At 72.0% G+C, this 14,997-nt stretch carries 11 protein-coding genes and 1 pseudogene; 6 read left to right on the forward strand and 6 right to left on the reverse strand.

From position 1 onward, the window contains the following. The first annotated feature begins 14 nt into the window (after window positions 1-14). The 3 genes from CCN44_RS14895 (at window position 15) to CCN44_RS14905 (ending at window position 4,328) form a co-directional block, all read left to right on the forward strand. Entirely contained in the window at window positions 15-1,595 is a 1,581-nt protein-coding gene (locus CCN44_RS14895) for a sodium:solute symporter (protein WP_086697905.1), read from the forward strand. A 129-nt stretch (window positions 1,596-1,724) separates the two neighbouring features. Then, entirely contained in the window at window positions 1,725-2,894 is a 1,170-nt protein-coding gene (locus CCN44_RS14900; RefSeq protein WP_059255806.1) for an anhydro-N-acetylmuramic acid kinase, read from the forward strand. A gap of 420 nt (window positions 2,895-3,314) precedes the next feature. Then, complete coding sequence (locus CCN44_RS14905) at window positions 3,315-4,328, forward strand: glycoside hydrolase family 11 protein (RefSeq protein WP_059255807.1); 1,014 nt, start codon at window positions 3,315-3,317, stop codon at window positions 4,326-4,328. A 114-nt stretch (window positions 4,329-4,442) separates the two neighbouring features. Here CCN44_RS14905 and CCN44_RS14910 read toward each other — a convergent pair whose 3' ends face one another. From CCN44_RS14910 to CCN44_RS14920, 3 genes are read right to left on the reverse strand one after another with little or no spacing between them, the layout of a single operon-like run. Then, the gene (locus tag CCN44_RS14910) at window positions 4,443-5,009 is read right to left on the reverse strand and encodes a TetR/AcrR family transcriptional regulator (protein ID WP_059255809.1); all 567 of its coding nucleotides are present in this window, start codon (window positions 5,007-5,009) and stop codon (window positions 4,443-4,445) included. Between the two features lie 29 nt (window positions 5,010-5,038). Continuing rightward, a complete protein-coding gene (locus CCN44_RS14915; RefSeq protein ID WP_086697906.1) occupies window positions 5,039-5,464 on the reverse strand; it encodes a DUF3592 domain-containing protein in 426 nt (141 codons plus the stop codon). 46 nt (window positions 5,465-5,510) lie between these two features. After that, window positions 5,511-6,374, reverse strand: coding sequence for a helix-turn-helix domain-containing protein (locus CCN44_RS14920; RefSeq protein WP_086697908.1), 864 nt, complete (start codon window positions 6,372-6,374; stop codon window positions 5,511-5,513). 145 nt (window positions 6,375-6,519) lie between these two features. Between CCN44_RS14920 and CCN44_RS14925 the strand changes: the two genes are divergently transcribed. Beyond that, on the forward strand, window positions 6,520-7,320 hold the full coding sequence (locus CCN44_RS14925; RefSeq protein ID WP_086697909.1) for an alpha/beta fold hydrolase: 801 nt from the start codon (window positions 6,520-6,522) through the stop codon (window positions 7,318-7,320). A gap of 18 nt (window positions 7,321-7,338) precedes the next feature. Here CCN44_RS14925 and CCN44_RS14930 read toward each other — a convergent pair whose 3' ends face one another. Next, window positions 7,339-8,715: an amidase gene (locus tag CCN44_RS14930; protein WP_086697907.1), complete on the reverse strand. Its 1,377-nt coding sequence runs from the start codon at window positions 8,713-8,715 to the stop codon at window positions 7,339-7,341. Continuing rightward, a complete protein-coding gene (locus CCN44_RS14935) occupies window positions 8,702-8,920 on the reverse strand; it encodes a hypothetical protein (protein ID WP_059255817.1) in 219 nt (72 codons plus the stop codon). Before CCN44_RS14935 ends, CCN44_RS14930 begins: the two co-directional genes overlap by 14 nt. Before the next feature lie 103 nt (window positions 8,921-9,023). On the opposite strand from CCN44_RS14935, the pseudogene CCN44_RS46185 reads away from it, so the two are divergent. Both CCN44_RS46185 and CCN44_RS14940 read left to right on the forward strand, forming a co-directional pair. Then, a pseudogene (locus CCN44_RS46185) lies at window positions 9,024-9,748 on the forward strand (MBL fold metallo-hydrolase); the annotation flags it as partial. A gap of 30 nt (window positions 9,749-9,778) precedes the next feature. Next, window positions 9,779-13,873, forward strand: coding sequence for a hypothetical protein (locus tag CCN44_RS14940; RefSeq protein WP_244203920.1), 4,095 nt, complete (start codon window positions 9,779-9,781; stop codon window positions 13,871-13,873). A 168-nt stretch (window positions 13,874-14,041) separates the two neighbouring features. Here the strand turns inward: CCN44_RS14940 and CCN44_RS14945 are convergent. Then, a partial coding sequence (locus CCN44_RS14945; protein WP_086697910.1) for a fumarylacetoacetate hydrolase family protein occupies window positions 14,042-14,997 on the reverse strand: 956 nt, incomplete at its 5' end.

A 14,997-nucleotide genomic window follows, 5' to 3' on the forward strand; every position in this document is an offset into this window, starting at 1 on the left:
GCTTAGGAGAGAGTGTGCGCCAACTCGACCTCGTGGTGATCGTCGTCTATCTGGTGGCGATCGCCGTGATCGGACTGCGCCTGGCCGGCCGGCAGCGGACGTCGAAGGACTACTTCGTCGGCGAGAGCGGCATGCCGTGGTGGACCGTGAGTTTCTCGGTGGTGGCCACCGAGACCAGCGTGCTCACCGTCATCAGCGTGCCCGGCGGCGCCTACAGCGGCCAGGGCTTCGGCAACGTCGAGCTGGCCCTGGGCTATGTCGTCGGCCGCGTCGTCGTGGCCACCGTGCTCATCCCCCTGTACAAGCGGGGCGGCTTCGTCAGCGCCTACCAGTACCTCGGTACGCGGTTCGGGCTCAGACTGCAGGGGCTGGCCTCGGTCACCTTCGTCTTCACGCGTCTGCTGGCCGAAGGCGTCCGGCTGTTCGCCTCCGCGATCCCCATCAAGCTGCTGCTCGACGAGTTCGGCGTGCACACGAGCTACCGCGTCATCATCATCGTGCTCACGGTGATCACCGTCGTCTACACCTATCTCGGCGGCATCAAGGCGGTCATCTGGACCGACGCCATCCAGATGGGTCTCTATCTGGGCGGCGCGGTCCTGGCCATCGCCGTCCTCTCCGCGCACGTCGGCGGCGCCGGCTATGCCCGCGCCCTGCACGCGGGCCAGTTCCGGCTGTTCGACACCGACTTCGCCCTGGCCCATATTCTGACCAGCCCGTTCGCCCTGCCCACCGCCATTCTCGGCGGCGCGATCTTCGCCATGGCCAGTCACGGGTCCGATCAGCTCATCGTGCAGCGCATCCTGGCCACCCGCTCCCTGCGCGACGGCCAGAAGGCCATGATCGCCTCCGGTGTCTTCGTCACCTTCCAGTTCGCGGCCTTCTCCCTCGTGGGCGCGCTGCTGTGGTCGTACAACCAGGGCAAGAGCTTCCAGGAGCTGGGTCTGAGCAGTTCCGACAACCTCTACCCGGACTTCATCCTGCACGGTCTGCCCGTGGTGATCTCCGGTCTCCTGGTGGCCGGCATCCTCGGCGCCGCGATGGGCTCGCTGTCCTCGGCGCTGAACTCCATGTCGAACTCGACCGTCGCCGACATCATCCACAGCTTCTTCCGTACGACGCCCTCGGAGGCGTTCCTGCTGAAGCTCGCCCGGGTGATGACGCTGGTGTGGGCGGCGCTGATGGCGGTCTTCGCCTGTGCGTTCAGCGCCGGCACCGGCAATGTCTACCTCACCGGCCTGACCATCGCCGGCTACACCTACGGCGCCCTGCTCGGGGCGTTCCTGCTCGGCCGCGTCGTCCGGCGTGCCAACGAGACCGACTCCATCGTGGCGTTCCTGGTGACGGTCGCGGTGATGACGTACATCGTGCGTGAGGTGAAGATCGACGTCACCACGGCCGGCGCCACCGTACCGACGGCCATCGCCGCCCAGTGGCTGGTGCCGATCGGCGTGGTGGCCACCCTCGTCGTCGGCGGCCTGATGAGCCTGTCGCACCGCGCCCCGGAGTCCCCCGCGACCCCGCAGGTCCGGGTGGACGACGACGAGCCGGGCCCCGGTGAGGGCCGTGTCACCACGGCCACCCACCGGAACTGACCGCGCACCGCACGGGGTGCGGGACCGCGCCTGCGGCCCCGCACCCGGTACGACCCCGACCCCGGGAGGCACCATGCTCCAGCCGCAGCCCGCTGCGCCCGCCGAACGGGCGGCGGAACAGGAGGCGTCATGCGGGTGATCGGCCTGATGTCGGGCACCTCGTACGACGCGATCGAAGCAGCCGCCGCGGACCTCGCCCTGGACGCCGACGCCCTGCTCCTCCGCCCGCTCGGGCATCTCTCCGTTCCCTACCCGGACGACCTGCGCGCCCTCATCGCCGCCTCCCTGCCGCCGGCCGCCACGACCACGCAGACCGTCTGCGCCCTGGACAGCGGCATCGGGCAGGCCTTCGCCGACGCCGCCGCGCGGGCCCTGCGGGAGCTGTGCGCGGGCGCCGCGGACCTCGTCGTCTCGCACGGCCAGACGATGCACCACTGGGTGGAGGACGGCATCGTGCGCGGCACGCTGCAGCTCGGTCAGCCGGCCTGGATCGCCGAGGCCACCGGGCTGCCCGTCGTCTCCGACCTGCGCAGCCGGGACGTCGCGGCCGGCGGCCAGGGCGCCCCGCTCGTCGGGATGACCGACACCCTGCTGCTGCGCGCCCTCCCCGGCACGCCCGCCGCGCTGAACCTCGGCGGCATCGCCAATGTCACCGTCGTCGCGCCCGGCGCCGACCCGCTGGCCTTCGACACCGGCCCCGCCAACGCCCTGCTCGACGCGGCCGTACGGCACTTCACCGACGGCGGTGCCGACCACGACGAGGACGGGCGCCGGGCCGCCGCCGGCCGGGTGAGTCCGGAGCTGCTCCGCGTCCTCCTGGACGATCCCTACTACCGCAGGCCCGCCCCGAAGACCACCGGCAAGGAGCACTTCCATCTGCCCTACCTTGAGCGGGCGCTGGAGGCCGTGCCCACGCCCGCGCCCGACGACGTCCTGGCCACGCTGACCCGGCTGACCGCCGTGACGGTGGCCGACGCCTGCCGTGCGCACGGGGTCACCGAACTCCTCGTCTCCGGCGGCGGCACCCGCAACCCGGTGCTCATGCGCATGATCGGCGAGGAACTGCCCGACGTGCCGGTGCGCCGCAGTGACGACGTGGGCCTGCCCTCGGACGCGAAGGAGGCGCTGGCCTTCGCCGCCCTGGGATTCCTCACCGTCCACGGTCTCCCCGGCACCCTCCCCGCCGCCACCGGCGCCCGCAGAGCCACGCTGCTCGGCAGCATCACCCCCGGCCGGGCACCCCTGCGCCTGCCCGAACCCGCCGCACGGCCACCACGTCTGCTGCGGATCGTCGGCTGACCCGGTGCGATGGAGTGGCATGGCTCCCAGGCTAGGAACGCGCCACGAGGGCGACAATATGAGCTGCGCGCATATTCCGGCCAACTTTCTGACGCATGAACGAAACTTTCGGATGCGTGCGATCAGTCATGATGTGAAGATCGATACAGCAGGGGTTCGCCAGTGACTGGTATCCGACTTCGAAACATTCGAAGTCGATGAACCTTCCAGCCGTCGAACTCCTGGCACTCGAAGAATCGAGCGCTCGGCATTCAAGACCCCACAGGCCATTTGACCTGGTATTTCAGTCATCAATCCTCCGTGCACCCGACGATCTAATGTTTCGGAGATATTGCCGAAAACATTGACAGTGGACAGGGGCGGTCCAACACTGTCGCCCGGCCCCCGTCGACTCCATGAGGACGAGGAGGAAGCACACACATGAACGACACAGCCCCACGATCCACGCGCCGTCGGCGCGCTCTCCCCGGGTGGTTCGGCCGGTTCAGACTGCTCGTCAGCAGCGCCTGCACCCTGCTGCTGGTGGGCGTGGCCGCGCTGGCCCTGCCCGGCACCGCCCAGGCCGACACGGTCATCACGACCAACCAGACCGGGACGAATGACGGCTACTACTACTCGTTCTGGACGGACGCGCCGGGAACGGTCTCCATGAACCTGGGCTCCGGCGGCAACTACAGCACCTCCTGGCGCAACACCGGCAACTTCGTCGCCGGAAAGGGCTGGAGCAACGGCGGACGCAGGACCGTCACCTACTCGGGCACCTTCAACCCGTCCGGCAACGCCTACCTGGCGCTGTACGGGTGGACCTCGAACCCGCTGGTGGAGTACTACATCGTCGACAACTGGGGCACCTACCGGCCCACCGGAACCTACAAGGGCACGGTCACCAGCGACGGCGGCACGTACGACATCTACCAGACGACGCGGTACAACGCCCCGTCCGTGGAAGGCAACAAGACCTTCAACCAGTACTGGAGCGTCCGGCAGTCCAAGCGGACCGGCGGCACCATCACCACCGGCAACCACTTCGACGCCTGGGCGCGCGCCGGCATGCCCCTCGGCAGCTTCAACTACTACATGATCATGGCCACCGAGGGATACCAGAGCAGCGGCAGCTCCAACATCACGCTGGGCGGCACCGGTTCGGGCGGCGGCGGTGGCGGGGGCAGCGGCTGCACCGCGACGCTCTCCGCCGGTCAGCAGTGGAGCGACCGGTACAACCTCAACGTGGCCGTCTCCGGTGCCAGCAACTGGACGGTCACGATGAACGTGCCGTCCCCGGCGAAGGTCCTGTCCACCTGGAACGTCGGCACCAGCTATCCCAGCAGCCAGGTGCTGGTGGCGAAACCCAACGGCAACGGCAACACCTGGGGCGTCACCATCCAGCCCAACGGCAACTGGACCTGGCCGACCGTCTCGTGCAGTACGGGCTGAACGAAGCGCCCGGAGCGACACCGCACATCCGTGGCGCGGCGGCCTTCGCCCCGCGCCACGCCGCCGTGCGGGCGACCGCGTGCCCCGCGGAAGCGGGCGGCTCCCCGGGACGGGTCAGGAGTCCTGGTCCGCCAGCAGGCCGGTCACCAGCCGGCGCGCGTACGAGGCGTCCAGTCGCCCGCGGCGGAAGAGGATGCGGTACATCATCGGGGCGACGACCCGGTCGATGACGGTCTCGGCGTCCGGCACCGGCTCCCCGCGGGCACCCGCCCGGTCCAGCATGACGTCGATCTGTTCGGCGGCGTACGCGGAGCACTGGCCGGCATTGGTGCCGTCGGGATCGCCGAGCAGGGCGTCACGGATGTAGGCGCGGCCGGGCGGGGAGGACATCTCCTCCAGGAACTCCTCGGCCCAGGCCGTCAGATCCGCGGCCAGGCCCCCGTGGTCGCCGGGGGGTGTCTCGGGGCGCAGCCGTTCCACCGCCACGTCGGAGAGCAGCTCCTGCAGATCGCCCCAGCGGCGGTAGATCGTCGACGGGGTGACTCCGGCGCGCGCGGCGACGAGCGGCACGGTCAGGGCGTCGCGGCCCACCTCGGAGGTGAGCGCGCGCACGGCCTCGTGGACCGACTCCTGGACCCGGGCGCTGCGGCCACCGGGGCGCACCAACGGCTTGCGGCTCATGACCTCACCTTAAAGCAAAGACATTGCGTTCAGAGGGTGAGCAGTCGCACGAGCAGCACCCCCAGCGTGCCCGCGGTGAGCACCGATCCCAGGACCGTGAACAGCAGGTCGACCGCCCTCTTGTCCCAGCCCTGGATCACGAACCGCTGCGGGGCCTCCGGGTCGTACCGGACCGTGACATGCGCCCCCACGCCGAAGCCGCTGCCCACGGCACCGCGCCCGAACCTGGACGCGTACTCGTACGCCGTTCCGTCCTGGGCCGTCCAGGCCGCGACCGGGTGGTAGTACGTGGCGCCCTCGTCGCTCCGCCAGGTCTGGTGGCGGACGATCCTGGCCGGCGCGTCGACACCGGTGCGGGCGAGCGCGCCGGCCCGGCGGAGACCGTGCACACCGAAGCCGAGGAAGACCACGCCGATCGTCAGGGGGATGAGAGAGAAGAGCCACTCGCGTTCCATGTGTGGTGCGACGCGTGTGACGGGGTGTCGGTTGCGTTTCCGGACGTCACCCGTGGGTGGCGCGCCAGGCGGCGGGGGGCATGCCGGCCTGACGGCGGAAGAAGGTGGTGAAGTTGCCGACGTCCCGGAAGCCGAGGCGTCGGGCGCAGCCGCTGACCGGCAGGTCGGTGTGGGCGAGCAGCCGCTTGGCTTCCAGCAGGATGCGCTGGTCGAGGAAGGCCTTGGCACCGGTGCCGGCGGCGGCGCGCGTCGCCCGGGTGAGGGTGCGTACGTCGTAGCCGAGGGCCCTGGCGTAGTCGGCGACGTGGTGCCAGTCGGCGAGGTGTTCCTCGACGGCGGCCCGGTAGGCGCGGAACACCTCCGTGGAGCGGTCGCCGGCCGCAGCCGCGCCGGTGCGGTCGGGGGTGCCGGGAAGGGCGCGCAGGATCAGGGCCGCCAGCAGGTGGGAGAGCAGGGGCGGCGAGGCCAGGCGCGGGGAGCGCGCCGCCGTGTGGTGTTCGCGGCCGAGGTGGTCGGCCGCGAACAGGGCGAGGTCCAGGCGCTGCCGGTCCAGCTGCCAGCAGACGGGGGCGCTGGCCTCCGCCGCGGTGAAGCCGGGGAGGAAGGCGGGCCGGAAGAGGATCAGCGGTCCCTCGCAGGCGTCGACGTCGCACCACCGGTGCACCATGCCGGGCCTGATCCATACGGCGCTTCCCTCCGTCAGCCGGTAGGGGCGGAAGTCCGCTTCGTGGCTGCCGGCGCCGGAGCCGACGAGGGCGAAGACGTGGAAGTCGGGGCGTTGCGGGAGGGCGCGACGGCGGTGGGGGTCCATGGCCCGCAGTGCGGCGAAGTCCATGACCTCCACGCCGTACGACGATCCGACGGCGGGCAGGTAGCGCAGTTGCCGCACCGGGCTGTGTCCGTTTTCCACCATCATCGTGCGCCTTTTCACCGGAGGGCGGAGGTCGGTTCTCGTAGCGTCGGACGCGAGCCTGACAGGCAGGTCAGGTTACCCGTCGAGGGTGGCGGGGGGCAGGACGGCGGTCGGTCGTGCGGCCGGGAGGAGAGGCGTGACGATGACGGAAACCACAATGCCGGTGCCCGTGGCGGGCGGGACGCTGGAGGTGCGAGTCGGCGGCGGTGGCGGGCCGGCGCTGGTGTTCGCCCACTACTGGGGCGGCTCCGCCGACACCTGGAACGGCGTGCTCGCCCAGCTGCCGCCCGGACAGCCGACGGTCCGCTTCGACCAGCGCGGTTGGGGCGCCTCGCGGGCGTTGCCCGGGCCCTATCACCTCGACCAGCTCGCGGACGACCTGGTCCGCGTGGCCGAGACGTGCGTGCCGGGGCCGTTCGTCCTCGTCGGGCACTCGATGGGCGGCAAAGTGAGTCAGCTCGTCGCGGGCCGCCGGCCGGCCGGGCTGGCCGGCCTGGTGCTCGTCGCGCCCGCACCGCCGCGCCCGCCCGCCACGGTGACCGAGGAGTACCGGCAGGGCCTGTCCCGCGCATACGACTCGCCCGAGACGGTGCGGCACGCCCTCGACCACGTGCTGACCGCCACGCGGCTGCCCGCGGCGGCGCACACCGCCGCGGTGCGCGACAGCCTCGCCGCCGGCGCCGAGGCCCGGCGGGAGTGGCCGCTGCGCGGCATCGCGCAGGACATCACATCCGCCGTACGCGACATCGCGGTCCCGGTGACCGTGCTGGCCGCGCAGCACGACGTGGTGGAACCGCCGCACGTGCTGCGCGAGTTCCTCCTGCCGCACATACCGCACGCGACCATGACCACCGTCCCCGCCGCCGGCCACCTGCTCCCCGTGGAGGCCCCCGGCGCGGTCGCGACCGCCGTCACGGACTTCCTGACGCGCGTTCAGCGCTGACCGTACGGCGGATCGCCGTCAGGAGGCGGAGGCGACCTCCGGCGCCGGCTGCGTCCGTTCGTAGGCGCGCCCCACCCGCAGCAGCAGGGCCTCGGCGAGGGGACGTGCGAGCAGCTGCATGCCGATCGGCATCCCCGCCCGGTCCCGGCCGACCGGGAGCGACAGCGCGGGAACGCCCGTGATGTTGGCCGGGGCCGACAGCCGCACATAGGCGTCCGCCACGCCCTCTTCGGTGCCGTCGGCCCAGGTCACCGTCTCCTGGCCGGCTTTCACGGCGGTCACGGGGACCGAGGGCGCGGCGATGACGTCGGCCTTCTCGAACAGCACCGCCCACTCCCGGCGCATCAGGGTGCGGGCACGCTGGGCGCGCAGGTAGTCCCCGGCGGACATCAGTGCGCCGGCCTCCAGCAGGATCCGGACGTCCGCGCCGTACAGGTCGGGGACCGTGCGCAGGGTGTGCTCGTGATAGGCGGTCGCCTCGGGGACCATCAGCCCCCATTGGACCGCCTGGACGTAGCGGGTCATGGGGATGTCGACGTCGACGAGGCGGGCGCCCAGGTCCGCCAGGCGCCCGATGGCCCGTCGTACCGCTGCCTCGACCTGCGGGGCGACGCGGTCGAAGTAGTAGGTGCGCGGGACGCCCACCCGCAGTCCCGTCAGCTCCTCCGGCGGGGCGGAAGGGCTGTCGGGGCCGGCCGGGCCGCCCCCGCCGGGGCCGACGAGGGCGTCGAGGACCAGCGCGGTGTCCTCGACGGTGCGGGCGAGCGGGCCGACGTGGTCCAGCGACCAGGCGAGCGAGGTCACCCCCCGGCGGGGCACGAGACCGTACGTCGGTTTCAGCCCGACGATCCCGTTCAGCGCGGCGGGCACCCGGATCGAGCCGCCGGTGTCGGTGCCGAGGGCGAAGGTCGCCGCCCCGGCCGCCACGGCGACGGCTGAGCCGCCGCTGGAGCCGCCGGCGACACGGCCCGCGTCCCACGCGTTGCGGGTCTGCGGGGTGGTCAGGCCGTAGGCGAATTCGTGGGTGTGCGTCTTGCCGACGAGGACGGCTCCCGCTTCGGAAAGCCGGGCCGCGACCGCGCTGTCGGTCTGTGCGCGGTGCCCGGCGCGGACCCGGGAGCTCGCCGTGGTGGGGATGCCCGCGACGTCGATGAGGTCCTTCAAGCCCATCGGGACGCCGTGCAGGGGTCCGTGCGGGCGGCCCTCGGTGATCGCCCGTTCGGCGTCGCGGGCCGCCCGGCGGGCCCGCTCGGCGGTCACGGTGGCGTAGGCGGTGAGCCGCGGCTGGATGCGCTCGATCCTGTCGAGGACGGAGTCGACCAGTTCGACCGGGGACAGTTCCCGACGTCGTATCGCGCCGGCGGCAGCGGCGAGGGTCATCTCATACGGCCGCATCGAGCCGCTCCTCCTCGGTGAGGTGGGCACGGTGGCCGGCGGTGGGCGGCACGTCCCCCAGATCGAGTTCGCGCAGGACCGCCACCACGGAGTGGATGTGCCGGGCGGTGGCCGCGACGGGTGCGTGCCGGTGCGCGGGCAGTGGCAGCCCGTGGCGGTCGGCCCACCGGGCTGCCTCGTGGGGGGTGAGATCCGGTGCGGACACCTCTGCCTCCTTAAAGCTAAGCGATTGCATTAAGCGACGGTAGACAGGTATCGTGCGTTAACGCAAACTGTTAGCTTTAAGGCCGGGAAGGGACCCGCCGACCATGACGACGCACCACTCGCCGCCACCCCCGCACGACCGCCCGGCCGCCGCCGCCCCGCTCACCGTTCCGCACTGGACCGTCGGCCGTGTCGCCGTCCACCGGATCGACGAGATCCCCCTGCCCCCGGCCACCGGCCCCTGGCTGCTGCCCGACGCCACACCGGAGGTCGTCGCCCGCGAGGACTGGCTGCGGCCCCACTTCGCCGATCCCCAGGGCGTCGTACGCCTCGACAGCCACAGTTTCGCCTTCGCCACCGGCGGTCTGCGCATCCTCGTCGACACCGGCATCGGCAACGGCAAGCCGCGCGCCAACCCCGCCTGGAACGGCCTGCGCACCGACTACCTGGACCGGCTCACCGCCGCCGGATTCCCGCCCGACGACATCGACCTGGTCGTCCTCACCCATCTGCACACCGACCACGTGGGCTGGAACACCCGCTGGGACAACGGCACCTGGGTGCCCACGTTCCCGAACGCCCGCTACGTCACCGCGCGCGCCGAGTACGACTTCTGGGCGGGGTACGCCATGGACGAGCCGCGTCGGCAGATGTTCCGCGACTCCGTGCACCCCGTGGCGGAAGCGGGCCTGCTCGACCTCGTCGACGTTCCCGCCGACGGCGTCGAGCCGGCTCCCGGTCTCCGCCTGCTGCCCACCCCCGGACACAGCCCCGGGCACCTCGCCGTACAACTGACCAGCGAGGGCGCACCGCGCTGATCACCGGCGACCACCTTGCGGGTGCCCAGCTGAAGGCCCTGGTGCCCCGGCTGCCGGAACGGCTGGCGGAGGCGGCGACCGCGGTCGCCGACCGTGCCCTCAGCGGAGCCCTGATGATCGCCTCCCCGCTGGTCATCGCCGACATCGCCGAGACGGAGGCCCGGCTGCGGGAGCTGCGGGAGCAGTGCCGTGCCCTGCTCGCGCCGCCGAGGCTGCGGTTCGCGCGGGCGACGGAGATCGCCAAGCGCTGGCTGGCCGACGACGGCATGCTCGGATCGCTGCTCACGACGGTGGTCCGCGACCACCGTGACGGGGTGGCGCAGACACGGGAGCAGGCCGAACGTCTGTCGAAGCTGACCGAGATCAGCAACGAGATCGACCGTATGGACCGCAGGCACCGCTCGTCGAGCGGGAAGCCGCTCCAGGGCTCCGGGCGGCAGGACCTGGTGCACCTCGTGGAACGAGCCGTGGGTCTGGTCAAGGAATGGTGTCTGGCGGTCGACGGCATCCGCCGCGGCGACCGCTCCGACGGCAACCGCGCGGCCAAGGAGGTCTCGGCCCTGCGCCAGTCCCTGCTGGACGGCGAGGAAGCGGTCCTGGGCGAACTGGAGCGGACGGCTCGGCGCGCGGACGCGGACTCGGCCGCGATGGCATGGGCGGCACGCGCCTCGATGGAGGAGTTGTTCGCTCTGCTGGCCGGGCACACGGCGACCCCGCGTACCGGTGGCCCGGTCGACCCCGAACTCGTGCTGGACGCGGAGCTGCTCAAGGTCTGCGACAGCCGTGAGGAGCGTCCGTCACTCGGCGAGCTGCTCACCGCGGTCGACCGGAGCTGGCAGGACGCCCTCGCCGAGCGGCTCTCCCGCGACGCCTTCGCCGCGGCCCGCGCCATCGCCGACCTGGCCGGACGCGGGATGCTGCCGGCCGCGCGGGCCGGGGAGTTCGTCCCGCCGACGGTCGACGAGATCGAGGCCCGGGAGGCCGCCCGCCGCACGGAGCTGCGCAGGGCGCATGACGAACTCGTCGCCGAGCTGCACCGCGCGCAGGCCGACGGGGCCGTGACGGACGACCAGGACCTGCGTCTTCAGGAGCTGCTGGCCGACGCCCGGGACCGGCTCGACGGCAGCGACACGCGTGATCTGGTGGACGTGCGGCGGGCGCTCGACAAGGTGCGCGGCGACCTGCCCGCCTTCCGGCAGCAGGCGGCCGACCGGATCAGGGCCCGGCTCGACGCCCTGGACCCCACCGAGGACGAGCGGGCCCAGGTCCTGCGGCACCTGGACACGGGAGGCCTGGCCACCGCCGCCGACCTCGTCTACTTCCTGGAGATCGGCGAGGACGTCCCGGAGATCGACGGCGGGGAGTCCCACCTGACCGAGTTCTTCCCGGCCGTGCCCGACGGCCTGCCCAAGGGCATCGACCGGGACCTCGTCGACCTCGTCCGGTCCGGCGGAAAGCACCCGGTCATCCCCGTTCTGGACTACAGCGCGCTCTCGACCGACGAGGCGGCCCTGGCTGCCGACGCCCTCGACGAATGGCGCGAGCTGGCTGCCACCGAACCGAAGGACCGGCTCACCGTCTCCCCGAGGCGCCAGCTGCCGCCGCTCCTGAAACTTCTCGGCTACGACGCCAAGAGCGCCAGGCCGCTCGACGAGCGGTCCCAGCACCGGCGCGAGTACCGCCTCTTCGAGGCGACCGAGGTGGAGATCAACGGCAGGGCGAAGGCGCCCGCGTTCGGGTCCCAGATCAGGGAACAGGGCGGCAACCTGCGCGTGCTGATGGTCTGGGGCCGTCCCCCTGCCAAGGTCGTCATGAGCTGGGCGGAGCGCGACACCAGCGGCGCGAGCCTCCTCGTCGTCTACTTCGGCACCCTGAGCCGCGAGGCCCGCGTCGAACTCGCCGTCGGCTCCGGCCGGCTGCAACCGATGCTGGTCGTGGACGACGCGGCCCTCGCCTACCTCGCGGCACGGGGCAACCGGCAGGCCAGTACGGCCACGCAGACCCTGCTGCCGTTCTCCGGCGTCAATCCGTACATCCGGGAGAAGCGCGGTCGGATCGGCGGCGAGATGTTCTACGGGCGGGACGCCGAACGAGTCAGCATCCTCGACCCGCGGGGCACCCAGGTCATCTTCGGTGGCCGCGGACTCGGCAAGTCGGCACTGCTCAGCGACGCCGGGGAGCGGTTCGAGGGGCAGCGCCCCGGCTACCACCTGGCGGTGTACGTGAACCTCGACCAGGAGAACATCGGCAAGGGCAGCTCGCTGGGACCGGAGGCGCTGTGGAGCGTCCTCGACCGGGAGCTGAGGGCGGCTCAGGTGCTGGGCGGTCCGCCGAGCCGCAAGTCGCGGCAGGGCATGCCCGAGCGGGTGCGGGCCGGCATCCGGGCCTGGCTGGACGGGGACTCCCGCCGTCGTCTGCTGATCCTGCTCGACGAGTGCGACCAGTTCTTCGAAGCGGACGCACCCCGTTTCGACCAGACGAAGAAACTCAAGGGCCTCGGCTCCGACACCAAGGACCGGGCCAAGGTCGTCTTCGCCGGCCTGCACTCGGTGCAGCGGTTCTCCAAGCTCGCGAGCAACGGACCGTTCGGGCATCTCGCCCAGACCCCGAAGGTGATCGGCCCGCTCGCACCGCAGTCCGCCGCCGAACTGCTGGTCGACCCGATGAGGGCGCTCGGCTTCGAGTTCCAGGACATGGACCTGGTCAACCGGGTGCTCGGCTACTGCTCCTACCAGCCGTTCCTGCTCCAGATGTTCGGCCACCGACTGGTCGAGGTGATGCACCGCAAGCGGTCGCGGCGCGGAGCCGAAGGCCCGCCGTACGCGGTGGAGATCGCCGACATCGAGGTCGTGGAATCGGACGCCGGGCTCAGGGACAGCATCTCCGCGGCCTTCAAGGACACGCTGAGCCTGGATCACCGCTACGACGTGATCGCCAACGTGCTGGCGTACCACGCCCGCCACCGTGGACTGGAGGCCCGACTGAGCGACGCCGAGCTGCGCGAGGAATGCGAGACGTTCTGGCACAAGGGCTTCGCCCAGCTCGACACCGAGGGTTTCCGCGCCTACCTCTCCGAGATGGTGGGTCTCGGCGTGCTCGCCCCCAATCACGACGGTCAGGGCTGGCATCTGCGCGGCCCGAACGCCCTGCGCATGATCGGTACCTCCCACGAGGTGGACGCCCGCCTGCTCAGGGCGGAACAGGACTGCGAGCTGCAGGAGAGCATCGTGCTGGAGGGCCGTCCGGAACTGCCCGACGGCCGGCCGGCACCGCTCACCATCACCCAGCTCGACGACCTGCTCGGCGAGCGGTCCAACCAGACGAGGGTCGTCCTCGGCAGCTCCGCGACCGGTGTCACCGACGTCGGCGACACCCTGCGGACGATCGCCGGCCGTATTGCCGACTGGACGCTGCCGCCCGTCGGCAAGCTCAGTGTCTACAAGCAGGAGCTGGTGGGCGGAGTGCCCCGGGAACGGCGCGTCGTCATCAGCGACTTCGCCCGCTACCCGGCGCGACCGGAGGCGTGCCGCGAGTCCGTCGACCTGGCCGAGACGCTGCTGCCCGCCACCCCGGGGGTGACCCGCGCGGTCGTCCTGGTCACGGACGTCGCGCAACTGGCGCTGTGGCGCTCCCTGCTGACGGGCGACGAACCCACCTCGGCCGCGCCCGTGGTGCTGCGCCGCCACGATCGCCGCAGCCTGTACGGCTGGGCCCAGCGCGTCGAGAGGTTCCACACCGAGGACCGGCTGGACCGGCTCCACGAGCTGACCGGCGGCTGGCCCCTCCTGGTGGACCGGGCCCACCGCCTGCACGACGAACTGGGCGATCCCGACGAGGCGTTGCGCCGCCTCGCCGGCTTGCGCACGGACCGGTCCGAGGCCCGTGCCTTCGCCGAGGCCACCGGAGTGTACGCGGACCCGCTGCTCACGACCGGGTACCGGGCGCTCGCCGACGAATTCGCCGACGGCGCGTTCGACGTGGAGAGCGCGGTGACCGCCGTGGCGGTGCGGATCGAGGACGAGGACGAGGCGCAGTGGATCGTCACCTGCCTCGACGCCCTCCAGGTGTTCGACCACGAGGGCACCCAGCTTCGCCTGGAACCGCTGCTGCGCCAGTGCGCGGCGCTGCGCGTGTGACCCTGTGCGCCACCGAGCCGGCCGCCCTCGTATCGGGGCGGCCGGTCTCTTTCACGGTCACCTGGCCGGCGGCCGACCGGTCACCGGGGTGTCGGCCTCGCGGACGGCGGAGTGGGGAAGCGGGGGCGAGGTGCTGGGTGCCCGGCAGTCTCCGGGCCCGGGACCCGCTCACGGCCGCTCCCGGGACCGGCGTCGGCCTGCGGGCAGCGGTACCGGGTCCGTGCCCGGCACGACGGTGTTGGACACGCTGCCGATCCCTTCCACCGTGAGGGTGACGGTGTCACCGGGCTTGAGCGGCGGCGGGGTCTGTTCGCCGCGCAGGCCCCACAGTTCGGCGAGGCAGCCGCCGTTGCCGCAGGTGCCGGAGCCCAGGACGTCACCGGGCAGCACCCGCGTCCCCCGGGAGGCGTACGCGACCATCTCCTCGAACGTCCAGCTCATGTGGGACAGCAGGTCCCGGCCGACGACCTCGCCGTTGACCTCCGCGGTGAGCGCCAGGCGCAGGAAACCGTCGGCGTCCCGGTACGGCTCCAGCTCGTCGGCGGTGACCAGGTAGGGGCCGAGCGTGGTGGCGGTGTCCTTGCCCTTGCAGGGGCCGAGGCCCACCCTCATCTCGGCGGACTGCAGATCCCTGGCCGACCAGTCGTTGAGGACGGTGTAGCCGGCGATGGTGTCCCGGGCCTGCTCGGGGGTGAGGTCGCGGCCCTCGCGGCCGATGACGGCGGCGACCTCCAGCTCGAAGTCGAGGACGGCCGAGCCGGGAGGGACGGGGATGTCGTCGTGCGGGCCGTGGATCGCGTGCGGATTGGTGAAGTAGAAGGCCGGAGCGGCGTACCACTGCTCCGGTACGCCGCCGCTGCCCTCCACGGACCGCCGGACGCCCGCCACATGCTCCTCGAAGGTGACGAAGTCCCGGACGGACGCGGGCCGCAACGGCGGCAGCAGCCGCACCTCCGACACATGCGGGCCGGGCGGCGCGTCGAGCGCCTGCGCGCCCGCGGCGAGCAGCCCGGGCAGACCGCCGGACTCCGACAGCAGGGCGGTGAGCGAGGTGACGCCGGGCAGCGGCAGCAGGGTGCCGTCGTCCTGCACGACGGCCACGCGCCGGCGGTGTCGGTGTGCGT

This window comes from Streptomyces tricolor (assembly GCF_002155905.1).
Lineage (GTDB): Bacteria > Actinomycetota > Actinomycetes > Streptomycetales > Streptomycetaceae > Streptomyces > Streptomyces tricolor.